Origin of the sequence: Aliiroseovarius sp. S1339 (genome assembly GCF_023195695.1) — a bacterium.
Classification (GTDB): domain Bacteria; phylum Pseudomonadota; class Alphaproteobacteria; order Rhodobacterales; family Rhodobacteraceae; genus Aliiroseovarius.
Window position 1 is genome coordinate 95,227 of the sequence record NZ_JALPQG010000010.1, and the last position, 26,608, is coordinate 121,834.

Below are 26,608 nucleotides of genomic sequence, written 5' to 3' on the forward strand. Positions count from 1 at the left end.
CCCTCAGATCCATTCCTGCTGAACCGCCTGAAAGCGGTCCGCAAAGGCGTCTGCGAACAAGGGCGCAAACCGTTTGGCCAGAAGCTGGCCGGCGGCGGTGTCACTGGGATAATGCAGCCCGGCCCATTCGCGGTTCTGCGCCACGTTCAGCGCGGCCTCGGACAAAACCTGCGTCGCAGGATGTTCGGGCAGGATCGTGTTGAACGCGAAGGCGAGCGTGTGACATTGGAAGGAATGGTTGCTGGGATACGCCTCGTGCGCGGGGTTCGCCAAAACGGGGCGCAGGCGCGGTTCAACCTGATTGGGCCTGAGCCGCCCGAATAGACCCTTATAATACAACCCGACATATTCGGTGACGGTCAGCAGTTCCAAAAACAGCGCCTCGGTGTTTTCGAACCCGGCCAGCCCGTCAATGCCAAGCGGGCGGGTGAAGGCGGTCAGGTCAAGCGTGGCTTCCTGTATAATATCGGGGATGCGCAGTTTGCGTTCGTCGATATTGCGCTGCATCGCCAGCAAAAGCTGGGTTTCCATGCGGCTGTGATCGGGGCCGGGCGGGGGCGGCAGGATCACGTTGGTCCATTCATCAGGCAGGCGCGTGCCTTGGTCAGCAGCCCCGGCACGGTGCAGGCGCAACAGGGCGTCGGTTGGCATCAAGGTGCCGCTGCCGCCTTGGGCGCTGGGGGCCTGAAGCTTGTTCTTATTTTTGTTTTTATTCTTGTTCTTGTTTTTATTCTTATTTTTGTTCAGCGCCGATTTGTTGAAGGCAGATTTGTTCAACACCATCCGCACAGCGCTGACGCCGCCCGCCCCTTGCGCGCCGATGCGTTGTTGCACGGACACCTCGGCGATCTTGTCGGTGGCATCGTCAAACTGCAGGCCGTTCGGGCCCACAGTGATCTGGCTGAGGCTCAGAAACTCTGCAATAGAGCCACATTCATGGGTCGTGTCGGCCCGGTCTTTCATGGTGTCATCCCCCGTTGGAATATCATTTGTCGAAATCAATCTTGGTCAAACCCGGCCTTGCTGAGCCCCAGCAGAAACTGCCGCCCGCCTTCGGTGGCCAGCCCCGGATAGCCCGAGCCGCGCAGCACCTCGGTTGAAAAATCAGGCTCGATCTCGACCAGTTTCTGGCGCAGGCTTTCGACCATCTGGACATTGCCAAGATGGGCGTGGCTGGAAATCAGATAGCGCAGGATCGAGTTGAATTTGGGTCGTTGCACCAATGCCTTTTCCCCGGCCTTGATCGCGGCGTGGTGGTCGCCGGCCAAAGCGGCGGCGATGCATTTGGTGGTGTCGAAATAATAGCTGATCGGTGTGTTAGACCCTAAATGCTGCGCCCAGGACGCCATCGCCAGCGATTTCTGCGTGTCGCCCGCATAGGCGTTCATCGTGGCATAAAGATCCCAACCGATGGCCTGTTCAGGGTCGATCTTCAATGCGCGTTCAAACAGGGACGCGGCCATGTCAAATTCGCTGAATAGGTAAGAATGGATATGTGCGGCGAGGGAGAGGACCAGCGGGTCGAATTCGTCTTCTTCCAGCGCGCGGGTGGCGTAATATTGCGCCTCGGAAATCTGCGCGGCGGCGTCGGGGGTGAACCGCTGGCCTACCTGAAAGGATTTGGCGAACGCCATCCACGCATAGGTCTGCGCGTTGGGTTGCAGTTTCAAAAGGCGCGCCAGCTTGTCCTCGGCGCTGGACAGCTCGTTCACCGACAGACCGAACATCTGATAGATGCATTCGATCAACTGGCCCGCGCCCGCCATCTGTGGGCTGGTCGCCTGCATCTGCAAATGCCGCCCGATCTGGATCACCGCATGGGACACAAGGCCGTTCAGGGCAGGGCAGGCGGGTTGGGCGAAATCTTCCGGCGTGAAGGCTTGGCTGGAGGACCAGACGGTCACGCCATCCTTGCCGGTCAAAAGCTCGACCGACAGGCGGACCGAGGGGCCTTGCTGCATCTCGGACACCCGCAGGACCAGCGGGATCTCGACCCGGCCAAATTCACTGCGCATTTGCGACAGCGGTTGGTTTTCAAAGGTGCGCACGCTGGGTACCCGGCCCATTTCGCGCAGGTTTCGGGTCAGTTTGTCGGTCAAGAGACCGGCATGGGCGTCGCCCGCCTGGCCACTTTGAACGCCGATGGCCCAATTGGCGGTTTGCGCAGGTTGAATATGGTCGGTGACGTTCAGTTGGGTGCTGATTTTCGGATCCGGCACCGCCCTGCCATTGGGACCGCGCGACAGGCCCAGAACATCGGGCGAGATATCGGCGCGCGCGTCGGCTGTGTCGTCAGTGTCGTGATCCACCAGCCTTTGTTCCCAAATCTGGCGTTCCAACGTCAGCCAGCTTTCGAATTCCGGGTCGCAGATGTCAAACCCTTCCAAAAAGTGTTCCGACACCGCGTCAACGCCGATGGTTGGTGTCACTTCACCCCGTTCAACCTGATCAATCAGCGCGATCGCGTCGACATGGATGCGCGACAGATCCAGCGAGACCGAGTATTTGTCGGCGCTGAGAATGTCCTTCATATCCGCGCCAAAACATTTGCGAATGTCCAAAAGCGCTTGGCGCAGGCTGGCCGAGGCCTGATCTTCGCCCCGGTCGCTCCATAACTTATCCCGCAGCCAGACCCGCGATCTGGACCCGCGCGGCGCAAGCGCCAGCATGGCAAGAACGGCCTTGGATTTCTGGTTTTTCGGCGTAAAAAGGTTGCCCTCGCCATCTTGCACGGTAAGGGGGCCGAACAGGAAGATATCCAGGTCGTGGTCGGTCGAGCGTTCAAGGTCCATTGGCATTCCTTCGGAAACCTTTGCGCCAAGCGCAAAAGATTGTTTCGAAATACTACCCAAAAACGGCATTTCTTGCAAAAATTGAACTGCAACCAATTCCGTGTTCCCTTGAGATGATGAACCCAATGGCAAACTAGGGGGGCTGCGTAATCGCTGCGTGAAACTGGCGTGAATACAGCGGGGTATGATTGAATTGGGCCTTTGGTCGGTCGGTATTACGCGAGCATGAGCGCCTGACGCTGGGTCAAGAGAAGTGTTTGACGGTCGGACGTGGTGGTCGGCGAGGCGACAGGACAGCGACAAATCAGGCGGGGTGATTCGGTTTGGGGTAAAGTACGCGCCATCTGTTTGAACGCGACAAGGCCTAAGGTGACCTTACGGCATGTGGCCGCTGGGCACCAAAAGCGGCGGGAAGGGGCCGGTTGTGAGCCGTCCGGGCCAACAAAAACGGTCAATTCAAAAAAACATGTAGAAACAACCATAAGGCGTGAAATCACTAATACCTTAGAGCAGGTTTTCGCCCGCTCTACCCAGGGAGGAAAAGGCCGTTGCACCCCATTTCTCGGCGCAGTCTTGCTTATATGGAAGTTTTTGGTTTGGGGGACTCCCGCACTGGTTGATTTTCTGTATAGTGCGCTCACCACTCAGGCCATTGGCATCGGATGCACGTCGACCCCTCGGCGTTTTGCACGGATTGTCTTATCAACCCTGAAGGTTAGGCGCTCGCGCCTTAATTGTGCCACGAACCTGCCGCACGTTTAATAATGTGCGCGCAACCAAGTAGGAAAAGTCGCGCGATCGCCATGCGGGTGGTCGCCTGATCGGACAGGAGTTGAAATGGTAATCGGTGTTCTTGTACTCGGGATGTTTGTTGGGCTTGCCACTGCTGTAGTCGCGCTTTTGAATGGCTATTCGATTTTGATGGCGCTTTGGTTTTATAGCTCGGTCGGCACGTTTTCGGCGCTTGTCAGTATCGCCATGTTGTGGCTGATCCGTGACTATATCCTGAATGGCTCGGACGAACAGCAAGGCTGATCCTGCGTCGCCCCGCGCCTACCTTAACAGACCCAAAAAAACGCGCGTGCCCGGATAACCCGAGGCGCGCTTTTTTGTCTTTGCGGTTTGGGTTTTCTGTGCGGGCTAATTTTGCAACTGATATAACGACTTATTCACAGTGATCCTGTTCAGTTCTTGCATCAATGCGCGCATGTGAACAAACTATGCGCATAATAGACGTAAACAGGCGCACGGGGATCATGATTTGCCAGAACAGTTTTCTGTGAAGCCGAAGAAAAACCCATATAAGAAAGAGCTTACCCACCTTCGCCGGGCGTTCTTGACGGTTGGGCTGTTCAGCGCGGCGATCAACCTGTTGATGCTGACTGGCCCGCTTTACATGCTGCAGGTCTATGACCGGGTGCTGTCCAGTGGGTCCGTGGCCACGTTGCAAGGGCTTTTTGTGATCGTGGTGATCCTTTATGTCTTCCTCGGCATTTACGAATTTCTGCGCGCCCGCCTTTTGTCGCGCGCCAGTTACCGCGTGGATCAGGCGATCGGCGCGGATGCGTTCGGGTTTTGGCTGCGATCTGGCTTTGTCGACAATAAAGAGCATTACAACCCGGTACAGGATTTGGCCGTGGTCCGGTCGTTTCTTGCCAGCCCCGCCATTCTGGGGCTGTTTGATCTGCCGTGGATTCCGATTTTTCTGGCGGTCGTCTTCTTTATCCATCCGTGGCTTGGCTGGCTGACCGTGGGCGGCGCGGTGATTGTGATCATTGCCGCGATCATCAACCGTTTCGCGTCGCGTGATCCGATCAAGAACGCAGGCATCAGCGAAGGGGTCGAACGATCTTTCGTTGAACGCGCGCGGCGCAACGCCGAAGCCGTTCTGGCGCTGGGGATGTTGGACAAGGTCACAGCGCGTTGGACCGGCTTGCACCAAAACAGCCTTGGTCACTACCAATCCGGCGGCGATCGATCCGAGCTTGTGACGGCGTTTTCCAAATCTTTCCGGTTGCTGTTGCAATCGACCTTGCTGACGGTCGGTGCGTTTCTTGCGCTACGCCAGGAAATCTCGCCGGGGATGATTATTGCGACCTCGATCGTGGCGGGGCGCGCGTTGGCGCCTGTTGATCAGGTGATCGGCCACTGGCGCACTATCGGGCGGGCAGGGGACGCGCATCGCCGCTTGAAAGAGGCGATGGATTTTCTTCCTGACCCGCAAAGTGGTTTTGATCTACCCGAACCCAAAGGGCATTTGGTGGTGAAGAATGTCACCAAACTGACGCCCAAGAACTCTCTGGTCAGCGACCGCCCCCGTATTCTGGAACGTATCAGTTTCGAACTTCAGCCCGGCGATGGTCTGGGTGTTGTAGGCAGCAGCGCGGCGGGCAAATCCAGTCTGGCCCGGCTGCTTGTCGGCCTGTGGCAACCCGATCAGGGCGAGGTCCGGTTGGACGGTGCGACCCTGAACCAGTGGCATAACGAGGATTTGGGCGGCCATATCGGATACCTGCCCCAGCGGGTCGAGATGCTGCCGGGCACCATCGCCGAAAACATCGCGCGCTTTGACCCGAACGCACGGGACGACGATGTCATCGAAGCAGCGCAGATCGCCGGTGTGCATGACATGATCCTGAAAATGCCTCAGGGCTATACGACCTATGTGGGCATTACGGAACAGCCTTTGTCCGGTGGTCAAACGCAGCGGCTTGGCCTTGCGCGCGCGCTGTATGGAAGCCCGCGACTTCTGGTGTTGGACGAGCCGAATTCAAACCTTGATGCAAAGGGCGACGAGGCGTTGGCGAATGCGGTTATCGGGATGCGCAAGAAGGGCTGCACCGTTTTGGTGATGGCGCATCGCCCCAGCGTCATTCAGGCCGTGAACAAGATTTTGATCCTGCACGAAGGCAAGTTGGGCCGGTTTGGCATGAAAGAGGATGTGTTGCAGCATGCCTCGCCCGGGAAAGCCACCGCCGCCCCCAGTTCCGTATTCGAGGTATAGGCGATGGCAAATAACACCCTTCCCAAAGCCAGCACGATCAAGACCGGCTTGGCCGCCCCCGTCTATCTGGGCGCGCTGGCCAGTTTGGCGCTGTTGCTTGCGGGCTTCATCTGGATGTCCAGCACGCTGATCACCAGCGCAGTGATTGCGCCGGGCAAGGTCGTTGTGCGCGGCCTGCCCAAGCAGGTGCAAAGCCTTGATGGCGGTGTGGTCGCGGAAATTTTGGTCAAAGACGGCGACGTTGTCCAAAAGGGTGACGTGCTGCTGCGTCTTGATCCCAGCCTTTTGCAGATCAACCACGAGATTTATCGCAACCGCCTGTCCGAAGTTATCACCCGCGAAGCGCGGCTGGAGGCCGAATATCAGAAGCTTGAAGAACCCGAATTTGACATCGACGGCACCTATCTGGGCGGGATTGACCTGACCCAACACTTTAAAGGCCAGCGCGAGATTTTCATCGCGCGCCGCGAAGTGTTGAGCGGGCGCAAGGAACAGTTGGCCGAACGCATCTTGCAATTCGGCAACCAGATTTCGGGGGTCGAGGCGCTGATCACCTCGAAACAGGATCAGCTGGCTTATGTCAGTCAGGAACGCGAAAACCTGCAAGGGCTCAGCGAAAAAGGGCTGGTGCGCGAAAGCGAGTTGTTAGAGCTGCAAGGGCGGGAATCTTCGCTTCTGGGTCAGATCGCCGAACATCAATCCGAACTGGCGCGGATCCATAACTCGATCCGCGACACCGAACTTGAGATCCTGCAAGCTGATCGCGAGTTTAAAGAACAAGTCGTGACAGAGCTGCGCACCACCACCGCCGAACGCGAAGAGCTGATTTTGCAGATCGTCACCGTCGAAAAGCAGTTGGAACGGATTGATATCCTTTCCCCGACCGACGGCATCGTGCACGAATTGCAGGCCACCACCGAAGGCGGCGTGGTCGCGCCTGAAGCCACCATCACCCAGATCGTGCCCCTGTCGGATGGGGTCGAGTTCAAGTTGCAGGTGGACCCACGTTCAATCGACCAGGTGTTTGTCGGGCAGGTTGCGAAGGTCATATTTCCAGCGTTCAACCAGCGCACCACGCCGGAATTATTCGGAACGGTGGCGGGAATTTCGCCCACCTCTGTTGAAGATGCGCAGACTGGGGAAAGCTATTTCCGGATCGACCTGACCCTTCCGGTCGAGGAAATTTCCAGGCTAGGCGATGTGGAACTGATCCCCGGTATGCCGGTGGAGGCGTTCTTGCAAACCGGCGAACGCTCGGTTCTGACATATCTGACCGAGCCCATGTTGCAGCAGCTCAAACGCGCGTTCCGCGAAGGATAGCGCGACGGCCTTGCGTTTCGGTTGTGGTTTTTTGGTCAGCCTGACGTCGCAGTTTTGGGGCATATGCAGTAATTCTTGGTGAAAACCGGGTTCTGTGCCAGTCTGCGCCATAATAACCGTGAAAAATAACAGTCGCATAGACGGCTGGCGAGGCAGACGGGTAGCACTATGAAAAATACGCACAGGCGCACTGCGCCGGTTTTAGGATTCGTTTTGACGGCCACAATCGGGCTTTCCGGTTGTGCCACGGACGAACCTTATAACCTTCCATTCTTCAAATTCGCGAACTCTTATTCCAGCGTGTCGTCGCAAGCGGTTCCTGTGCCGTTGGCGAATGACACATGGTGGATGGGGTTCAAGGACCCAGTATTCAACAAACTGGTGTCACGTTCGCTGGCAGGCAATATCGACCTTGAGATCGCCCGCGAAAAGGTGATCGAGGCAAACGCCAACCGCGACGCGGTGCCCGGTTTGCTGAATGTGACGCCATCCGCGTCTCACCGATATGGTCAAAATTTTGGTGGCACTGCTACGCATACCAGCAATGCCCGGCTTAACCTGGACTGGATGCTGGACCCTTATGGTCTGCGTCGTCAGCAAATACAGGCGGCAAGCGCGCGCGTTGATATCGCCGATGCACAAGAAGACGCTGCGCGTCTGACAGTTTTGTTGAACCTGTCCAACGCCTATGTGGACCTGCGCTATAACCAGCGGCTGTTGAACTTGCGTCGTCAGCAATTGGCTTCGCGCCGCGATGCGGTCACCCAGACCAAGCAGCTGTTTGACCAGCGCGCCGCCACCAAGCTGGACGTCGTTCAGACCGAAGCATTGGTCGCCGAGACCCAAACGCAGATCCCGGCCTTGATCGCTGCCGTTCGGGCGGGCAAGAACGAAATCGCCGTGCTGTCAGGTGTCGGCCCCGGCCGCCTTGGCATTGATCTGGACCGCAACGCCAAACAGCCGCGCCCGGCCAAGACGCTTAAGACTGGTGTGCCTGCAGATATTCTGCGCAATCGCCCCGACATGCAGATCGCCGAACGCAGCTATTACGAGGCCGTCACCAATGTCGGCATCGCGCGGGCCGAGCTTTATCCGTCATTGTCGCTTAGCGGCATGGTTGGTTATGGCGCGACCAGCGGGGCCGATGGTCTGGAGTATTTCATCGGGCCAACCCTGAACCTGCCGTCCTTGCCGTTGAAAAGCAGCAAGTCGCGTGTGGCCGCCCGCCATTCCCGCGCCCGTCAGGCTTATGGAAGCTGGAAATCGACGGTTTTGACGTCGATCAACGAAGTCGAAGCCGCGCTGGCCGCCTATCAGGGCAGCCGCAGCGCCGTTGTTGAATCGCAACGCCGCGTGCGCCTGAACCGAGAAGCGCGCGAACTGACCCAAGAGCTTTTGACACGGGAAGGCGCGACCATCCGCGATCTGATCAACGCAGAAGAACGGATCGCAGATGCAGATTCCGCCCTTGCCGACAACTTGCGCCAACTGGCCCGCAATTATGTGCGGCTGAACATCGCCCTTGGCGCTGGCAGCAAGGTCGGCGAGCCGGAAAAAGAAGCTGTAGTCGAAGTGAAATCAGCCAGCTCGGTGTCAAACTAGACATCTGGCTGATACGCTGATCTCTGGTCGATCCAAGAGGCCAAATAAAAACCCACCCTGACAGATGTCCGGGTGGGTTTTCCTTTTGGTGCAATCGTGCGCCGTCAGATTAGGGCAGGGGGATCAGCGGATGCTGAACTCCCGCGACAGCGTCACGAACAGCTCGTTGGATTCGCGGTCGGTATTGCCGGTCGCCTCGCGTTTGCGGTATTCATAACCCGCCATCACGTCCCAATCAGGCGTCAGCTCGTGCGTATAGGTTGCGCGAAAGCCCGAGACCGCTGTGCTGGTGTCTGTGGCGACATCGGTCACTTCGGCATAGTCCAGTTCAAACCCGATTGACGAACTTGCGGTCAGATCCGTGTCCAGCCCAAGCGACGCGCGGGTTGCGCGGTTTTCCAGCCCTGCATCCGAGGTGTCAAAGCTGCGATCCAGCGTGGCGGTGATGGTGGTGCCCATCGTCAACTCGTGCGTATAGCCAAGGCTGCCAATCACATTCACGTCGCCTGCATTTGATCGCGTGGCGCCAAGACCGGCGTTGATGGCCCCGTTCGGCGTCTCAAACTCGCCCCGGACTTCAAAGGTATCGCGCCGACCCGTGGTGCTGATGTCAGTTGTTAATTCGGCCGTCAGACTGCCCGTGGGCATGTCGCGGGTGACGGAAAGGCCGCCGGTCACACCATCGCGCAGGGACGATCCGATCAGGTTCGTTTCCTCAATCTCGGTATAGCCCACGCTGGCGGTCATCCGGGTGATCGCGTCGATCTCATAGGTTAGGCTGGCGGTTGCGCCCCACGTCTCGCGCGAGGTTTGCACGGCGTCTTCGGCGTCGTATTGTTCCCAATCCAGCGCCACACGGCCTTCCATGACGGGCGAAAACTGCAAGCGCGCAAATACCTCGGCCGCCTTGGTTTCTTCGTCGAAATTGGCGGGGTCTGTGGTGTCCCAATACTCGGCCTTGTCGTATTCCAAAACGGTGCCGAAGCCGAAGGGGCGGGTGCGCCCGGTCTCGAAGCTTAGCATTGCGCCATAGCGCCCGCGTGTGCCGTCGGTCGGGTCAAGGTCACTTGGCTCCAACCCATCTTCGATCAGATCGTCAATGCCAGCCAGCGGATCTTCGAAATCAAGCGAGATCTGTTGATAGCTGGCTTCCGCATCCAATAGTGTGTCTGCGCTTTCCAGTTGATAGCCCAATGTCACTGACGGATCGTCAAACGACGTTTTGGTCGATCGTCCGGGCACCGATGCTGTTCGCACGGTGCCGCCCAGATCAAGGCTGAACTGCGCGACCCCGGTATCGCTGAGAAGCCCGAAGGTCACGGTGTTGTCCCACAGGGTTGTGGTCCCCGGCGAGGGATCGCTGAAGCTTAGATTGTCATTCGCCCGCAAAGTCGACGAAAGGCCTAGGGTCATGGAAAGACCCCCAGCCGGTTCGGCAATATCTGCATCTTGTCCGGTGGCGGGAACCAACCCAGTCGTAAATAGGGCGGTTCCGGCCAGGAGGGCGGCAATTTTGTTTTTCTGTCCCACCTGTTTTCCTCTGCTCGTTAGCCGTTGTGCTTATTCAAAAAGCTTTCGTTGCGGCACAATGACGACATCACCCCTTTGAAGGCGGATGTTGCCGGCATTGGTGTTGTAGTTATAGCTAAAGATCTGGCTGCCACGGCGTACCTGAATACGCTTGGGCGCAGCAAAACGGGACAATCCGCCGCCCTGGGCGATGGCCTGCAAAACCGTCATGTTACGGCGGCCATCCAGCTTGCCAGGATTGTTGACTTCGCCAGTGACGAAGATGTCATACGTGGAGACTGTGGCGACTCCGACTGGACGCTCCGCGACCTGACCCACAGATACATATACATTAGGCGTCGTTGCAAAGTTCGATGCCATGCTGCTGGCAAGTGCTGCTGCGACTTGGCTGGTCGTGCGGCCTGCGGCGCGCACACCATCAGCAAAGGGAAAGCTGATCGAGCCATCGGGAAGCACCAGAACAGTGCGGTTCAGGTTCGCGTCCTCAACCACTTCGACATTCAGCGAGTCGCCAGTGCGGATCTTGTACCCATTTTGCGCCATTGCATCGGTTGTCGAAAGAACACCGAAAGCGAATACTGCGGTGAGAAGCGTAAAAAAATGTTTGAACATGGAGAATCCCCTAGCTGCTAATAGCTTACCTTAGGATAGCTTGGCGCGACTTATTATTACACGAAAAAAAATGCTGAAATCTGCGTTGCAGCAGATTTGTCGCGGTTTAATGCAGATTTCGCCCATGAATTTCTGCTGATTTGAGTCAAAAAAGCAGGATTCGTGCGATTCGCGCGGTCTTATCGCCGCCGGGTGATTCCCTGAAAGTTGCCCAAAAAGAATCAAAAAAGCCCGCGCAGTGGCGGGCTAGATTGAGGTTTTGGGTTTGCAAACCGCCCCCGACGTATCAGCCGGAGGCTTGTCAGGTTTTTAGTGCCCCGTGCAGCGCAGGACGACACCGAAGGTCTTGCCAAGAATACCCAAATCCGTCTTCAACGACAGGTCGTGGTAATACTTGTTGTCGAAAGTCGCACGCTGGGCGAAGGTCGATTCGTTGCGGTCCGACACCTGCCAAGGTCCAGTGATACCGGGGCGCATGGCATAATATGCAGTGCCTGGATACAGCGACTTCTGATCTTCCATCATCGGACGCGGTCCAACAATCGACATATCGCCCATCAGCACGTTCCACAGCTGCGGAAGTTCATCCATCGATGATTTACGCAGGAATTTCCCGATCTTGGTGATCCGCGGATCGTCCTTCAGCTTCTGTGTGCTGTCCCATTCGGCGCGGGCCTCGGGATTTGCTTCCAGATGCGCTTCCAGACGCTGATCGGCATCAACCACCATCGTCCGCATTTTCATCATATTATAAAGCCGGCCGTCCTTGCCGATGCGGCGCTGACGATAGAACGGCAAGCCGCCATCCAACGCTGTCAGCAGCAGCATGATTCCGATCATCGGAATAGCGATCGGCGCGGCGGCGATGACAAAGGCAATGTCAAACATACGCTTGAAGCGATCACGATAGGGACGTTTTGATGTGTTGGCAGCAGAGAAATTCTGTCGTTTGACCAGCTCGGCGCCGACATCAGAAAAGTTCTTAAAATGCGTCGTCATTTCCTTATACCCTCAAATAATGCGGCAGCCTGACATGGGAATCCCACGAGATGAAATGATCTCTATGTCGTGCAGGTGCAGCAGCTTGCAAACCAGTCGTTCAGTTCAAATTAACCTTCGACTCTCCTTACCCCGATTAAGACTTTAACACAATTTTACCCTATTTGTAGCACATTTCCGCCCATCATGCGGTTTCGATTGCTAAGTATATGAAAATGCGCAATTTACAAGTATTTATGCAAAATTAATACCACACTAACTGTTTCGATTGGCCGCCTAATTATGGGCACTTTTCAATTTTATTGATTTTTAATTTATGACATTTGCTAAATCCGCATCGACCCGTTTGGGATTTGATTCGCATTGAGGGGTAAGACGGTCCGACCTGAGCCAACCTTGGCGCTCGACATCCAATTTGTAGAGCGGCGTTTATTATGCGACAAGCGGGCTGGTATTGACATTTTTTAGCCATAACTTCGTTTTATCTTTAAGAGCATTGAACCGGGGCGTTAGATAGGAACATGGATTCCAGCGAACTTTATACTGGGCATTTCGGATTGAACGAACGGCCCTTTACACTGGTGCCGGACCCGAGCTTTCTGTTTTGGTCTACGCAGCACAAGCGTGCCTATGCGGTATTGGAGTTTGGTGTGTTGTCGCGTGCCCCCATCACCCTGATCACAGGCGAGATCGGGTCGGGCAAGACGACGCTGGTGCAAAAACTCCTTAGCCAGATGGACGAAACAGTGCGTGTCGGGCTTCTGTCAAATGTGCAGGGCGACCGTGGCGAGCTGTTGCAATGGGTGATGAACGCGCTGTCCATTCCCTTCGATCCCGGGGAAAGCTATGTCACGTTGTTCCAGCGCTTTCAGGAAAGCATTATCAGCGAATACGCCGAAGGGCGCCGCGTCGTTCTGATAATTGACGAGGCACAAAATCTTTCCACCGAAGGGTTGGAAGAGATGCGGATGCTGACCAATATCAACGCCAACAAAGACGAGTTGATACAGTTGATCCTTGTCGGGCAGCCTGAACTCAAAACCATCGTGCTTAGCCCCGGTATGCGTCAGTTGGCGCAACGGGTTGCTGCCAGCTTTCATTTGGAAGCTATGGACGAGCCCACGGTCCGTGCCTATATCAAGCATCGCATGAAGGTGGCGGGTGGAACCGGCAGCGAAATCACACCAACGGCCTGTGGCGAGATTTTCAAAGCCACCAAAGGCATCCCGCGGCTGGTCAATCAACTATGTGAATTATGCCTTCTTTATGCCTGGAGCAGCAACAATGCGTGCGTCTCTGTCAAGGCCGTTCGCGATGTATTGGACGACGGTGTCTTTTTCGCGAGCAACCTGCCAACGGATGTTGAGGCGGATGACAAACCTGAAAAAGATATTTCGAAACCACTATTTTTACGTCAAGGCCGTCGGGTTGACATTCCCGACAAGAAAACCGGATAGCTACGGCTTGATATGACATTATGATACGATCCCCGGCCAGATGATCGATGCGTATATCGCGGACTTGCCGGTCTTGGGGAAAGGAACACAGCGCCAATGGCTTCAACGAACCTAAGATATTACCGATCTATTTTCATGCGGCGGCTGCCCTATTTTCTGCTTGTCGCGACAGTTATCGGGGCGGCATCGATCATCATGGCGATGACTTTGCCGCCGTCCTTTGTGTCGCGCATGACGTTGATTGTGGAAAGCCCGCAGATCCCCGATGAGCTGGCGGCCTCGACCGCGCGCACGCCCGCACAGGAACAGTTGCAGGTCGTCGAACAACGGCTGATGACGCGCGCCAATCTGCTGGAAATTGCCAACAAGCTTCAGGTTCTGGAAAAGCAAAACGAGATGACGCCAGACCAGATTGCGAAGTCGATGCGGGCGCGCACGGTTATCCGAAGCACCGCAGGGCGCGATCAGGCGGCGTTGATGACGATCAGCTTTGAGGCGCCGAGTGGCCAGAAGTCGGCGGGCGTGCTGAACGAATACCTAACCTTGATCCAGAAAGAGGACGTGCAGTCACGCACCGGACGCGCCACCCAGACGCTTGAGTTTTTCGAACAGGAAGTGTCGCGTTTGAACCAGGAATTGGCCGAACGCAGTGCGCGCATTCTGGCTTATAAGACCGAACATGGTGACGCGCTGCCGGAAAGTTTGGATTACCGGCTGGGCCAGCAATCTCTGCTGCAAGAACGCTTGGCGCAGCTGGAACGGGAATCCATCAGCTTGCAGGAACAACGCAGACGGCTGGTGCGTATCTTTGAAACCACTGGCCAGGTGGGCGGGCTGGCAGGCCCCGCCCTGTCCCCAGAACAGCAACAGCTGGAAGAAATGCGCGCCGCGTTGAACAATGCGCTGGCTGTTTATTCGGAAACAAACCCGCGTGTGAAGATACTGCGCGCGCGTATCGAGGCGCTTGAAAAAACACTTCAGTCGATGCCGCCGGAAGAAAACGATCAGCCGTTGACCGGAAACTCGCTTCTGGATGTCCAACTGGCCGAAATCACGGCGCGTGAGAATTCGCTGAACGAGCAGAAGAGAAGTACACAGAAACAGTTGGAAAAGCTGGCCGATACGATTGAAAGAACACCGTCCAACTCGATCCGGCTGGACGAGTTGCAGTTGGAATACGCAAACGTTCAGTTGCAGTATAATACCGCCGTTGAACGCCTGTCGCGCGCCAGCACCGGTGAACGGATCGAGGTAATGTCGCGCGGTCAGCGGATATCGGTCATTGAACCACCAGCGGTGCCGAACCAACCCAGCAAGCCCAACCGGGCACTGATCGCTGGGGGTGGCAGCGTGTTCGGGATCATGGCGGGGATCGGTCTGATCGTGCTGCTGGAGTTCATGAACCGCTCGATCCGGCGGCCCGAGGATTTGGTGGCCAAGCTGGGCATAACGCCGCTGGCGACGATACCCTTTATCGCGACGGCGGGCGAAAACTCGCATCGGCAAAAGTTTCGGATACTGGGTATGGTGATCATTTTGCTGGGTGTGCCGCTTGCGGTCTATGCCGTGCACATGTTCTATCAGCCACTTGATTTATTGGCCGAACGGATCATGGATAAGATTGGCGTGCGCTGGTGATCGCGGGCAAACAGAACTTTTCAGAAAGGATCTGATCGCAATGGAAAAGCTTCAGGCCGCCATCGAAAAGGCGCGCAAGCAGCGCGCGGGGCAGGGGTCACCGCGCCAGATGTCAGGCCGTCGGTCCGGATCGCCCGTGGCGATGTCCGAGGAATGGGCGGCGCTGGCACCGTTCGAGGTGTCGGCGCGGCACGCGCAACAGAACCGGTTGGTGTCGCTTGATGGCGGGATCGAGGCCGGGCCGTTTGACATGCTGCGCACCCGGATATTGCAGCAGGCGTCCAACAACGATTGGAAGCGCATCGCGCTGGTGTCACCTCACAGCGCCTGCGGAAAGACCACGACCGCCGCCAATCTGATTTTTAGCTTTGGCCGACAGGCAGATTTGCGCACGATGGTGCTGGATCTGGACCTGCGCCGGCAGGGGTTGGCAAAGGTTCTGGGCCTGAACCGCGAAGGCCATATGGGCGATGTGCTGCAAGGCACCACATCCTTTGCCGAGCATGGGCGTCGGTGGGGCGATAACGTCGCGGTCGGGCTGAACAGCGGCACAATCGAAAATGCCTCGGAGATCCTGCAAAGCACCAAAACCAAGCAGACGTTGGATGACATCCAAGCGCAATATGCGCCAGACATCATGTTGTTGGATATGCCGCCTCTGATTGGAACGGACGACAATTTCGGGTTCCTGCAAAACGTTGATTGCGCCATTTTATTGGCCGAGGCTGAACGCACCACCGTCGAACAGGTCGATATCGCCGAACGCCAATTGTCCGAATTAACAACTGTGATGGGTGTCGTTCTGAACAAAAGTCATTTTTCGGATGGGGCTTATGGATACGGTTATGGCTACGCCTAAACCTAAACCTCAGCCTAAGGCGGCCATCATCATCCCGCATTATAATGACCCGGACCGACTGACCCGGTGTCTTGAAGCCCTGTCGCGCAATGATCTGACCGGGGTCGAGGTCTTGGTGGTGGACAACAACTCGCCCCAACCGCCGACCGACGTTCAGGCTCGCTTCGCCGATACCCGCTTTGTTGTCGAAACCGAAAAAGGTGCCGCTGCGGCCCGAAATCGTGGCGTGGCCGAGACAATTGCGCCGCTTCTGTTCTTCATTGATGCCGATTGTGTGGCCGCCGATGACTGGGTGACCAAAGCGCATGAGGTCGCGCCGACGGCTGACCTGATCGGGGGTCGGGTTGATGTGTTTGACGAAACCCCGCCGCCGCGCAGCGGGGCCGAGGCGTTCGAGGCCGTCTTTGCCTTTAATTTCCAGAATTATATTGAAGTTCAAGGCTTTACGGGGTCCGGCAATCTGGTCACGACGCGCAAAGTGTTTGAGGATGTCGGCGGCTTTCGGGGTGGCGTGTCCGAAGATCTGGACTGGAGCACGCGGGCCGTTTCCAAGGGCTATCGTCTGATATACCGCGATGATCTGGTGGTCAGCCACCCGTCGCGATCTGACTGGGCAGCACTGCGCCACAAGTGGCTGCGTCTGACGCAAGAACTGTTTGGCGTTAACGGAAACACCCCGCGCGACCGTGCCAAATGGGCTTTGCGTGCGCTGGCGATGCCGATCAGCGCTGTGGTGCATTTGCCCAAGGTTCTGGGCAGCGACAAGCTGGACGGGTGGGGCGAAAAACTGCGGGCCGCGGGCACGTTGTTCCGGCTGCGCTTTCAACGGATGATCTGGATGCTGCGGCAGGCGATGGGGCAGTCGATCTAGCGCTGGCGGCGTTGCGCCCAGCCAAGCCCGGCGGTGGCGGTCCAGCCTGCGATAAAGCCGCCCAGATGGGTTTCCCAAGCCAGAAGACCGTCTAGAACAACCCACAAAACCAGGTTCAGCATCATCAGGGACAGGACTGTTTTCAGCACTGGCCACTGGTCCAGCCCCAGTCGCCTCCGGTCTGCCCATCGCCAATAGATCACAGCACCCACCAGCCCGAACAGCGCGCCGGACGCGCCCACCATGGGCTGCGGCGACAAGGTCAGCGCCCCGAACCCCACACCGCCCCCGATGGCGGATAGCAGATAGATCAGCACAAACCCCGCCAACCCCGAGCGCGCAATCACCATTCGCCCAATCAGCCACAGGGTCAGCATGTTGCCCAGCAAATGCGCCAACCCGCCATGCAAGAACGCATAGGTGACGAACATCGTCCAAGGCTGCGCCGGATAATTTGGCCGCCAGTTGTGTAAAAGCCCCGCCCAGAATGCGCCGTTTTGATAGGTCAGCGAACGCCACTGTTTGGTGCCGACAAAGCCCAGATCGGCGGCGAACAAGACGCCTTCAATCACCAGATTCAAGGCGATGAGGCCAAAAAGCACCCTTTGAGCGGACAGGTTAAGATGCGGATGCGCGATCATGTTGCATGATTTGCCTGCTTGGCGACTGATGCACAAGGATCAATTGAGGCGATGGCATGGGCGATATTATCTATGGATCAGTTGCGCCTTTATTGCTGAAAACATCAATAAAGGCGCGCTTTGTCTGTCGGGCGTTTGTCCTGATTTTGCACTTGAAAACAATAGTCTAAGATGCTTCATTCACCCTGCTGGTTCAACCATTTGGCGTATTGGTTGAACCAGCTTCGGTGTCAAATGGCATGACTTAGATCAAGGAAGTAGCGCGTCCTATCCCGCACAACGGGACGTGAAACGCGAAAAGGGATTCGGCGATGCGCTGCGTGGGGCAGATGTCAAAGATCATTGTGGGGTCCGTTCGTCGGGCCGCCAACAGTGGTGTTTTGGTCTGTGCGATGTTGGCGCTGGCGCTGCAACTTTTCACGTCATCCATGGGCTATGCATCAAACGGCATGTGGATCGAGATTTGTTCGGATTTCGGAACGGAATATGTGCAGGTTGACCTGAGCGATGACCCGACAAGCGATCAAAACGGCTGCCCTGACTGTGCGAATTGCGCGTTATGCGCGGTGTCGTTGACCGGACTGCCACCTGCAAGTCCGGCGCACTTTGCGTTTGGCTCCACGGTGCTTGAAGCCACGCAATTGCAAACCCAAACGGTTGGTCCGGTGTTCAGACGCGCTTGGCCTGAAACCCGTGGCCCTCCAGCCGCGAACAAGAATAAAGCCGACCGCGCCCTTCGCGCGTTCCAAGCGTCAATCCAAGAAAATGGAGGTGCGCTGTGAACGTTAAGCGCGCGATGAACCACTGGCTCAGAGCCATTGTCGTGATCCTTGCCGGGGTCATGGCGGGCGAGGCAAAAGCCGAAAGCCTCGCAAATTTCCTTCCCGACATTACGCCGTCTGAACTGGCCGAAGGCGCTGACGCGTTCGGTCCGATCCGCGAGGATGTGCCGGTTGCCCCCGTCCTGAAGGGCGGCGAGACGGTTGCCTATGCCTTCCTGACCTCGGATTTCGTGGGCACGACGGGATATTCCGGCAAACCTATCCATGTTGTCGCCGCGATTGACGCGGATGCGATCTTGACGGGCGTGAAGCTGGTCAAACATTCGGAACCGATCGTGCTGATCGGCATTCCGGAATCCAAGATGGTCAAGGTGACAGAAGGTTATACCGGTCTTGATCTGAAAGCCGAGGTCGCCGCCGGCGGCACCGCGCATGATCTGGACATCATTTCAGGTGCGACCGTGACGATCATGGTGATCGACGACAGCCTTGTGCGGGCCGGGATCAAGGTCGCGCGCGGTCTGGGGCTGGGTGATCTGTCGCCAGCGCTGGCCGCAGGGCCGAAGCGTGACGTGGACATGACGAAAGAAGAGTTGGCGGATTGGGCCACCTTGTCAGGTGACGGGTCGGTGCGCCGGCTGACCCTTGATGTCGGTCAGATCAACGCGGCGTTCGAGGCAACCGGCGATGCCCGGGCCATCAAACGCCCGGAAAAAGGCCAGCCTGACGACACATTCATCGACATGCACATGGCTCTGGTATCGGTGCCTTCCATTGGCAAATCGCTTCTGGGGGACGCTGAATACCGCAATATGCAGGCTTGGCTGGAGGAAGGTGAACACGCGATCCTTGTGATGGGTCGCGGGACATACAGTTTCAAAGGTTCGGGCTATGTGCGCGGTGGTATCTTCGACCGAATCCAGCTGATTCAGGGCGACACCTCGGCGCGGTTCTTTGACAAGCAACACAAGCGTGTCGGCAAGTTGGCATCCCCCGACAGCCCCAGCTTTGCCGAGATGGATCTGTTCAAGATCCCCGCCGAAATTGACTTCAACCCAGCCGAGTCGTTCCGCCTGCAACTGCTTGCACAGCGCTCGGTCGGAGCGATTGACAAGACGTTCATCACCTTTGATCTGGGCTATAAACTGCCCGAGAAATACCTGCTTCCCGCAGCCGCACCGGCCCCCGTCCTGAACGACGCAGATGACGAAGCCGCCGCCAAGTCGATGCTGTGGAAACGTATCTGGAAAGACAAGACGGTCGAGATTGGCATTCTGGGCGCCATGCTTCTGGTGCTGACCGGCGTGTTCTTCTTCCAGTTTCAAGCGACGGCAAACGCGCGGGTCTTTTTCTGGTTCCGCATGGGGTATCTGACCTTCACGCTGTTCTTCCTTGGCTGGTATGCCAATGCGCAGCTGTCGGTGGTGAACCTGATGGCCCTGACAAATAGCTTGCGCAGTGGTTTCACGTGGGACGCCTTCTTGATGGACCCCTTGGTGTTCATCCAGTGGTTCGCGGTCGCCGCCGCGCTGGTCTTCTGGGGCCGTGGGGCTTACTGCGGCTGGCTGTGTCCGTTCGGCGCGCTGCAAGAGCTGACGAACCGCATCGCGCGCGCCTTCAAGGTGCCGCAATGGACGCTGCCCTGGGGTCTGCACGAACGCCTGTGGCCGCTGAAATACATGATCTTCTTTGGCCTGTTCGGCGTCAGTATGGTGTCGCTTTCGATGGCCGAAACCTATGCCGAAATCGAGCCGTTCAAGACCGCGATCATCCTGAAATTCGTCCGCGACTGGCCATTTGTGGTCTTTGCGGTCGCGATTATCGTCGCGAACCTGTTCGTAGAACGGTTCTATTGCCGCTATGTCTGCCCGCTGGGCGGTGCACTGGCGATCCCGGCCCGTATCCGCATGTTCGATTGGCTGCGACGCTATAAGGAATGCGGCAATCCCTGTCAGACCTGTGCACATGAATGCCCCGTTCAGGCTATTCACCCGACAGGCGAGATCAATCCCAACGAGTGTGTCGACTGCCTGCATTGTCAGGTTCTGTATCAGTCGGCCGACAAATGCCCGGTCGTGATCCGCCAAATCAAACGGCGCGAAAAGATCGGCACGGCGGATTTCAACATCCCGCCCAAAAACCCACCGGCGAACCATCCGAACGCCAAGACGTCATAAATTCCTTGAAGGAGGTAAAAACCATGACTGAAGAAAACAAACTCTCCATTTCACGCCGGGGCGTGTTGGGGGCTGCCGCAACAGGTGCGGTTGTCGCTGGCACCGGTATCGGCGGTTCCGTGATGACGGCAACGCCAGCGCGTGCCGCGTCTGGGGTCAATCTTGAGCCAGGCGAGCTGGACGACTATTACGGCTTCTGGTCGTCGGGTCAGACAGGCGAACTGCGTATCATGGGCTTCCCGTCGATGCGCGAGCTGATGCGTGTGCCAGTGTTCAACCGGTGCTCGGCCACCGGTTGGGGTCAAACCAACGAAAGCATCAAGATCTTTGAAGACGGCATGTTGCCCGAAACCAAGGCGTTTCTTGAAGCCAACGGCAAGCGCGTGCATGACAATGGCGACCTTCACCACCCGCACATGTCGTTCACCGACGGCACCTATGACGGTCGTTACCTGTTCATGAACGACAAGGCGAACACCCGCGTGGCGCGCGTGCGTTGCGATGTGATGAAGACCGACAAGATCGTGGAAATTCCGAACGCAAAAGCCATCCACGGCCTGCGTCCGCAGAAATTCCCGCGCACCGGTTATGTGTTTGCCAACGGCGAAGACGAAACACCGATGGTCAATGATGGATCAGTGCTGGATGAACCCGAAAAGTATGTGAACTTCTTCACTGCCCTTGACGGTGACACGATGGAAATCTCGTGGCAGGTCATGGTGTCGGGTAACCTTGATAACACCGACTGCGACTATCAGGGTAAATTCGCCTTCTCGACGTCCTACAACTCGGAAATGGGTATGAACCTGGCCGAGATGACGGAAAACGAGATGGACCACGTCGTTGTCTTCAACATTGCCGAAATCGAAAAAGGCATCGCCGAAGGTGACTTCCAAGAGCTGAACGGCGTCAAGGTCATCGACGGGCGTAAGGAGATGAACAAGAAATACACCCGCTATATTCCGATCCCCAACAGCCCGCACGGCTGTAACACTGCGCCAGATGGCAACTATGTCGTGATCAACGGCAAGCTGTCGCCGACCTGCTCGGTTATTGACGTGCGCTTGGTCGATGCGATTTTTGAGGATGGCACCGATCCGCGCTCATGTGTGGTTGCCGAACCCGAATTGGGTCTTGGACCGCTACACACCGCGTTTGATGGCAAGGGCATGGCCTATACCACCCTGTTCCTGGACAGCCAGATGGTGAAATGGGACCTTGAGAAAGCGGTCAAGGCCTATGCGGGTGAAGAGGTTGACCCGATCATTTCCAAGGTTGATGTGCATTATCAGCCGGGCCACAACCACACGACCATGGGTGAAACCAAGGAAGCTGATGGCAACTGGCTGATCTCGCTCAACAAGTTCTCGAAGGACCGGTTTATCAATGTTGGCCCGCTGAAACCCGAGAATGAGCAGATCATCGACATCTCGACTGATGACATGAAAGTTGTGCATGACGGCCCGACCTTTGCCGAACCGCATGACGTCATCCTTGTGCGTCGTGACATCGTGAACCCTGTGGATGTCTGGGATCGTAACGATCCGATGTGGGCTGCCACCCGCGAACAGGCCGAAGCGGATGGTGTCAACATCGACGAATACATGGACACGATCGTTCGTGACGGTGACAAAGTTCGGGTCTACATGACCAGTCAGGCGCCGACCTTCTCGCTTGAATCGTTCGAGGTGAACCAGGGCGACGAGGTGACAGTGATCATCACCAACCTTGATGACATTGATGACCTGACGCACGGCTTTACGCTGAACAACCACGGCGTTGCGATGGAGATCGGCCCGATGGCGACAGCCTCGGTGACGTTCACCGCCGCGAAACCGGGCGTTTACTGGTATTACTGCCAGTGGTTCTGCCACGCACTCCACATGGAGATGCGCGGTCGGATGTTCGTGAAACCGAAAGCCTAAACCATGCAAATCCTGCGCCTTCTTCTAACGGTTCTTTTCACGGTTTTGGCGGCACCTTTGGTGTCGGCAGCCGAACGGATTGTGCCCGCAGAAGAGGGCGCACTTGCAAAAGCCATCGCCGGGGCATCCCCCGGCGATGTGCTGATCTTGGCGCCGGGTCGCTATGCCGGCCCCGTGGTGCTGGACAAGACAATCACGCTGGACGGACGCGGCGAGGCCGTGATTGACGCGGGCGGCACAGGGTCTGTCATTACGGTGACGGGACACGATATTGTGGTGCGCGGGTTAGAGCTGATCGGCTCGGGCAGCAGCCATGAAACCATCGACAGCGGTGTGCAGCTGACAAAGACAGCCCGGCGCGCGATTGTCGAAAACAACAGAATTCTGGGCAATCTTTACGGCGTGGACATTCACGGCGCGCGCGACAGCATCGTGCGGGGCAATGTCATCGAAGGCCGTCAGGATCGTCACATGAACGCGCGCGGCAACGGCGTATACGTGTGGAATGCCGCAGGCGCACAGGTGCTGAACAACGACGTTCGCTATGGCCGCGACGGCATCTTCGTGAACACCTCGAAAAAGAACCTGTTCAAGGGCAACCTGTTTCGCGACCTGCGTTTCGCGGTGCATTATATGTATGCAGACCGCAGCGAGGTGTCGGACAACATCTCGATCGGCAACCACCTTGGCTATGCGATCATGTTCACGACCCATGTGAAGGTTCTGAACAACGTGTCGCTGAACGACCGCGACCACGGCGTCATGCTGAACTATGCCAATGACAGCGAATTTGTGGGCAATTACGTGAAGAACGCGTCCGACCGCTGCACGTTCCTCTATAATGCCAACAAGAACACCTTCACCGACAACTGGTTTGAGGGCTGTGACATCGGCATCCACTTCACCGCGGGGTCGGAACGCAACCGCATTGTCGGCAACAGCTTCATCGGCAACCGCACGCAGGTGAAATATGTCTCAACCCAGTGGGTTGAATGGTCCGAAGAGGGGCGCGGCAATTACTGGAGCGACTTTGCCGCCTTCGACGTGGATGGCGACGGGATCGCAGATGCGCCATACCGTCCCAATGACAGCATGGACCATGTTCTGTGGACCCAACCTGCTGCTAAACTGCTTTTGGGGTCGCCGGCCGTGCAGCTTGTGCGCTGGTCGCAATCCGCCTTCCCGGCGCTTTTGCCCGGTGGCGTGATCGACTCGAACCCTCTTATGCGCCCCGTGAAACCGGCGGCCAGTGAAAAGGTGCCTTATGACGGATAGTGCATTGACCATCGAACATGTGCGCAAGGACCGGGGCAAGACCACGGTTCTGGACGACGTGTCGTTGCGCGTGGCGCCCGGCGAACGGGTCGCGCTTTTGGGTCACAACGGGGCGGGTAAATCGACCCTGATCAAAACAATTCTTGGCCTTACGCCCCTTACGGATGGCCAAATTCGCATCGGTGATGCGAAGCCCGGAAGTGCGGTCGCCCGCCGCACGACCGCGTATTTGCCGGAAGCTGTCAGCTTTCACCCCGCTTTGACGGGGCGCGAGCAGTTGCAGTTGTTTGCCCGCCTCGATGGGCAGAAGGCCGACATTACCGGATTGCTTGATCGTGTTGGTCTGGGCGATGCGATGGACCGACGGATTGGCGCGTATTCCAAAGGGATGCGGCAGCGGCTGGGGCTGGCGCAGGTGCTGTTGGGCAATCCAAAAGTCGCGCTGCTTGATGAACCGACCAGCGGGCTGGACCCGATTTCACGACAAGACCTTTATGCGATTATTGATGAGCTGGCCGCCAATGGCACCGCCGTCCTGATTGCCAGCCACGCCCTGACCGAGGTCGAGGCCCAGACCGACCGCATCGCCATTCTGCGCAAAGGCATCAAAGTGGCCGACGACACGCTGGAAAACCTGTCCGCGCAGGCCGGGTTGCCCACCAAGCTGCGCATTCGCGCCAGCGGCGACCACGCGGATGAGGTCGCCGAGGCAACGGGCGGCACCCGCATCAACTGCGCGTCGGTCGAAATCCTCTGCACCCCGGATCGCAAGATGGAGGCGTTGCGCCGCGTCGCTGCTATGGGCGAGGTGATCACCGATATTGAAATGACGCCGCCGCGCCTTGAGGACCTGTATCGCCATTATGCAAAGGAGGGCGCGCAATGACCCGCTTCCTTGCCATTGCCTCGACCGAGATGCTGATCCTGCGCCGCAACCGCTGGCTTTTGATGGCGACCGTTATCATGCTGCTCTTTGCGCTGGCACTGACCTTCGCGGGCAGCGCGCCGACCGGATCGGTGGGCGTTGATATGCTGACCGTGTCCGTGACCTCGATGACCACGTTGTCGGTCTATCTGGCGCCGCTTCTGGCGCTGATGATCAGCTTTGACGCCATCGCGGGCGAGGCCGAGCGCGGCAGCCTGTCGCTGCTTCTGTCCTATCCTGCCGGGCGCGGAGAAATCCTTCTGGGCAAGTTCGCCGCCCATCTGGCCGCACTGGCGTTCGCCATGACCGTCGGGTTTGGCGCGGCCGGCGCGATTGCTGCGTGGTTCGGCGGGGCAGGGGCGGAAAGCCTGACCGCGCTGGCGCGTCTGATCGGCACCTCGATCCTGTTGGGCGCGGTGTTTCTGGCGCTTGGCTATCTGGTCTCGGCCCTGTCACGCAGCGCGACCGCAGCGGCGGGTCTGTCGGCGGGCCTGTGGCTGGTGTTCGTCGTCCTTTACGACCTTGGCCTGTTGGGCGCGGTGGTCATGGACGGCAGCGGCACCTTCACACGGTCCATCTTTCCGTGGCTGATGGTTGCCAATCCAGCGGATGCGTTCCGGGTGTGGAATATCTCGGCCTCGGACGGGGTGGCGATGGCATCGGGCATGGTGGGTGCAGCACAAACATTGCCCGCATGGGCCGCGCCCCTGTCGCTTGCCCTTTGGCCGCTGCTTGCCTTCGCCTTGGCGCGCGCCGCTTTCAAAAGGGTCGAGCCATGAAGCGCGTGATCCTTTTGGCAGCCCTAACGCTCGCCGCCTGCAATGAAAACGAGGCGAAAGCCCCGCCGCCCCCGGCCGACCTGACCGAACAGGCGCTGAGTTATTTTTGTCAGATGAACGTGGCCGAACATGGCGGGCCCAAAGGGCAAATCCATCTGGAAGGCCACGACTCGCCGCTGTTCTTTGCACAGGTGCGCGACATGGTCGCCTATCTGAAAAGCCCCGAACGCGAGGCCGAAATCACCGCGATCTATGTCAGCAACATGACCACTGCGCGGAGTTGGGCCGACCCCGGAAATGGCAACTGGATCGCTGCACAAGATGCGATATATGTTGTGGGCGCAGACGTCGCTGGCGGCATGGGCGCACCCGAAATTGTGCCCTTCGCAGACGATGAAAGCGCGGGCGTGTTCATCGCGCAATACGGCGGTGAAACGCACATGCTCGACACCATTCCCGACGACGCCGCGCTTGGCGCCGTCGATCTGAACAAGACGTTGGAGACACCTTCATGAGCATCCTCAATCGCCGTCGTTTTCTGGCAATTTCTGCGGCCGCACTGGCGGTGCCAACAGGGGCGGCCGCGTCAGTTGCCCGGTGGACGGGCCACGCGCTGGGTGGGCCGGTGTCGATGCAGCTTGTTGGTCTGTCTCAGGCGGACGCGGACAAGGTTTTCGCAACGGTCGAGGCCGAATTGGATCGCTTGGAAGATATCTTCAGCCTGTATCGTGATAAGTCCGAACTGTCGCGCCTGAATAAGTTTGGCAAGATCGGCGATCCGTCAGCCGAGCTTCTGCATGTGCTCAGCGCCTGCGCCAGCCTGCACGCGGCAAGCGACGGCCAGTTCGACCCGACCGTCCAGCCGTTGTGGCAGGCGATCGCCCTGAACGGCGATGACAACGCCATCGCGACGGCGAAAGCTGCGGTTGGCTGGTCGAAAGTGCAGTTTGATGCGCTTCAGGTGAGCTTGCCGAAAGGCGGGGGCCTGACCCTGAACGGGATTGCCCAAGGCGCTGTAACGGACCGGATCGCCGCCCTTTTGCGCGGTCAGGGGCTGCGCGACGTGCTGGTGGATATGGGCGAGATTGCAGCCATGGGGCAGGGGCCAAAAGGGCCGTGGTCGATTGGCGTGGCGATGACCGACGGAACACTTGTGCATCGCCTGACAGCAACTGATCGGGCCATCGCGACCTCTGTTCCGATGGCGATGGAAATCGGAGGCACGCAGGGGCATATTCTATCGCCGACCGGCGCAGAACCCGTGCAAGAGCTGGTTTCTGTGTCTGCCCCGACCGCGATGATTGCAGACGGGTTGTCAACCGCCCTGTGTCTTGTGGACGATGCCACCGCTGCGCGCATCGTTGCGGGCTTCCCGGATGCAAAGATCGAGGTGATGACCAGCGCGACCTAAGCCGCGTCT

General features: G+C 57.7%; 22 protein-coding genes. 16 read left to right on the forward strand and 6 right to left on the reverse strand.

The window, feature by feature from the left end; translation table 11 throughout:
* Window positions 1-3: 3 nt before the first annotated feature.
* Together MUY35_RS14890 and MUY35_RS14895 are read right to left on the reverse strand one after the other, a co-directional pair.
* Complete coding sequence (locus tag MUY35_RS14890; protein ID WP_248369965.1) at window positions 4-963, reverse strand: phosphatase PAP2 family protein; 960 nt, start codon at window positions 961-963, stop codon at window positions 4-6.
* Between the two features lie 35 nt (window positions 964-998).
* The gene (locus MUY35_RS14895; protein WP_248369966.1) at window positions 999-2,792 is read right to left on the reverse strand and encodes an SARP family transcriptional regulator; all 1,794 of its coding nucleotides are present in this window, start codon (window positions 2,790-2,792) and stop codon (window positions 999-1,001) included.
* Between the two features lie 837 nt (window positions 2,793-3,629).
* Here MUY35_RS14895 and MUY35_RS14900 point away from each other — a divergent pair.
* From MUY35_RS14900 to MUY35_RS14915, 4 genes are all read left to right on the forward strand, one after another.
* A complete protein-coding gene (locus tag MUY35_RS14900) occupies window positions 3,630-3,827 on the forward strand; it encodes a hypothetical protein (protein ID WP_248369967.1) in 198 nt (65 codons plus the stop codon).
* 244 nt (window positions 3,828-4,071) lie between these two features.
* Window positions 4,072-5,796 carry a type I secretion system permease/ATPase gene (locus MUY35_RS14905; RefSeq protein ID WP_248369968.1) on the forward strand — a complete coding sequence of 575 codons (1,725 nt, stop codon included), beginning with the start codon at window positions 4,072-4,074 and terminating at the stop codon, window positions 5,794-5,796.
* Window positions 5,797-5,799: 3 nt separating this feature from the next.
* Window positions 5,800-7,116 (forward strand): HlyD family type I secretion periplasmic adaptor subunit, encoded by a 1,317-nt coding sequence (locus tag MUY35_RS14910; RefSeq protein ID WP_248369969.1) that lies wholly within the window; start codon window positions 5,800-5,802, stop codon window positions 7,114-7,116.
* Window positions 7,117-7,329: 213 nt separating this feature from the next.
* Window positions 7,330-8,718: a TolC family protein gene (locus MUY35_RS14915; protein WP_248369970.1), complete on the forward strand. Its 1,389-nt coding sequence runs from the start codon at window positions 7,330-7,332 to the stop codon at window positions 8,716-8,718.
* Between the two features lie 123 nt (window positions 8,719-8,841).
* Here MUY35_RS14915 and MUY35_RS14920 read toward each other — a convergent pair whose 3' ends face one another.
* The 3 genes from MUY35_RS14920 to MUY35_RS14930 form a co-directional block, all read right to left on the reverse strand.
* Complete coding sequence (locus MUY35_RS14920) at window positions 8,842-10,131, reverse strand: hypothetical protein (RefSeq protein ID WP_248369971.1); 1,290 nt, start codon at window positions 10,129-10,131, stop codon at window positions 8,842-8,844.
* A 147-nt stretch (window positions 10,132-10,278) separates the two neighbouring features.
* Window positions 10,279-10,860 (reverse strand): polysaccharide biosynthesis/export family protein, encoded by a 582-nt coding sequence (locus tag MUY35_RS14925; RefSeq protein WP_248369972.1) that lies wholly within the window; start codon window positions 10,858-10,860, stop codon window positions 10,279-10,281.
* Window positions 10,861-11,169: 309 nt separating this feature from the next.
* Entirely contained in the window at window positions 11,170-11,859 is a 690-nt protein-coding gene (locus tag MUY35_RS14930) for a sugar transferase (protein WP_248369973.1), read from the reverse strand.
* Between the two features lie 521 nt (window positions 11,860-12,380).
* On the opposite strand from MUY35_RS14930, the gene MUY35_RS14935 reads away from it, so the two are divergent.
* The 4 genes from MUY35_RS14935 to MUY35_RS14950 all read left to right on the forward strand — a co-directional run bounded on the left by MUY35_RS14935 (window position 12,381) and on the right by MUY35_RS14950 (window position 16,684).
* Window positions 12,381-13,316: an AAA family ATPase gene (locus MUY35_RS14935; protein WP_248369974.1), complete on the forward strand. Its 936-nt coding sequence runs from the start codon at window positions 12,381-12,383 to the stop codon at window positions 13,314-13,316.
* 96 nt (window positions 13,317-13,412) lie between these two features.
* The gene (locus tag MUY35_RS14940) at window positions 13,413-14,954 is read left to right on the forward strand and encodes a lipopolysaccharide biosynthesis (RefSeq protein WP_248369975.1); all 1,542 of its coding nucleotides are present in this window, start codon (window positions 13,413-13,415) and stop codon (window positions 14,952-14,954) included.
* A gap of 40 nt (window positions 14,955-14,994) precedes the next feature.
* Entirely contained in the window at window positions 14,995-15,813 is an 819-nt protein-coding gene (locus MUY35_RS14945) for a CpsD/CapB family tyrosine-protein kinase (RefSeq protein WP_248369976.1), read from the forward strand.
* Complete coding sequence (locus MUY35_RS14950; RefSeq protein ID WP_248369977.1) at window positions 15,800-16,684, forward strand: glycosyltransferase; 885 nt, start codon at window positions 15,800-15,802, stop codon at window positions 16,682-16,684. Before MUY35_RS14945 ends, MUY35_RS14950 begins: the two co-directional genes overlap by 14 nt.
* On the opposite strand, the gene MUY35_RS14955 is transcribed toward MUY35_RS14950, so the two are convergent.
* Entirely contained in the window at window positions 16,681-17,325 is a 645-nt protein-coding gene (locus MUY35_RS14955; RefSeq protein ID WP_248369978.1) for a rhomboid family intramembrane serine protease, read from the reverse strand. The genes MUY35_RS14950 and MUY35_RS14955 overlap by 4 nt on opposite strands.
* A gap of 329 nt (window positions 17,326-17,654) precedes the next feature.
* Here MUY35_RS14955 and MUY35_RS14960 point away from each other — a divergent pair, with 329 nt between their 5' ends.
* From MUY35_RS14960 to MUY35_RS14995, 8 genes are read left to right on the forward strand one after another with little or no spacing between them, the layout of a single operon-like run.
* The gene (locus MUY35_RS14960; RefSeq protein ID WP_248369979.1) at window positions 17,655-18,107 is read left to right on the forward strand and encodes a DUF2946 family protein; all 453 of its coding nucleotides are present in this window, start codon (window positions 17,655-17,657) and stop codon (window positions 18,105-18,107) included.
* 14 nt (window positions 18,108-18,121) lie between these two features.
* Window positions 18,122-20,284, forward strand: a complete 2,163-nt coding sequence (locus MUY35_RS14965) for a NosR/NirI family protein (RefSeq protein WP_248370004.1) — start codon at window positions 18,122-18,124, stop codon at window positions 20,282-20,284.
* A 23-nt stretch (window positions 20,285-20,307) separates the two neighbouring features.
* On the forward strand, window positions 20,308-22,209 hold the full coding sequence (nosZ, locus tag MUY35_RS14970; protein WP_248369980.1) for a TAT-dependent nitrous-oxide reductase: 1,902 nt from the start codon (window positions 20,308-20,310) through the stop codon (window positions 22,207-22,209).
* Between the two features lie 12 nt (window positions 22,210-22,221).
* Complete coding sequence (locus tag MUY35_RS14975; RefSeq protein WP_248370005.1) at window positions 22,222-23,484, forward strand: nitrous oxide reductase family maturation protein NosD; 1,263 nt, start codon at window positions 22,222-22,224, stop codon at window positions 23,482-23,484.
* A complete protein-coding gene (locus tag MUY35_RS14980; RefSeq protein WP_248369981.1) occupies window positions 23,474-24,370 on the forward strand; it encodes an ABC transporter ATP-binding protein in 897 nt (298 codons plus the stop codon). The genes MUY35_RS14975 and MUY35_RS14980 overlap by 11 nt, the downstream gene beginning before the upstream one ends.
* Window positions 24,367-25,188, forward strand: coding sequence for an ABC transporter permease subunit (locus tag MUY35_RS14985; RefSeq protein WP_248369982.1), 822 nt, complete (start codon window positions 24,367-24,369; stop codon window positions 25,186-25,188). Before MUY35_RS14980 ends, MUY35_RS14985 begins: the two co-directional genes overlap by 4 nt.
* Window positions 25,185-25,703 (forward strand): nitrous oxide reductase accessory protein NosL, encoded by a 519-nt coding sequence (locus MUY35_RS14990; protein WP_248369983.1) that lies wholly within the window; start codon window positions 25,185-25,187, stop codon window positions 25,701-25,703. The genes MUY35_RS14985 and MUY35_RS14990 overlap by 4 nt, the downstream gene beginning before the upstream one ends.
* A complete protein-coding gene (locus MUY35_RS14995) occupies window positions 25,700-26,599 on the forward strand; it encodes an FAD:protein FMN transferase (RefSeq protein ID WP_248369984.1) in 900 nt (299 codons plus the stop codon). The genes MUY35_RS14990 and MUY35_RS14995 overlap by 4 nt, the downstream gene beginning before the upstream one ends.
* The last annotated feature ends 9 nt before the right edge of the window (window positions 26,600-26,608 follow it).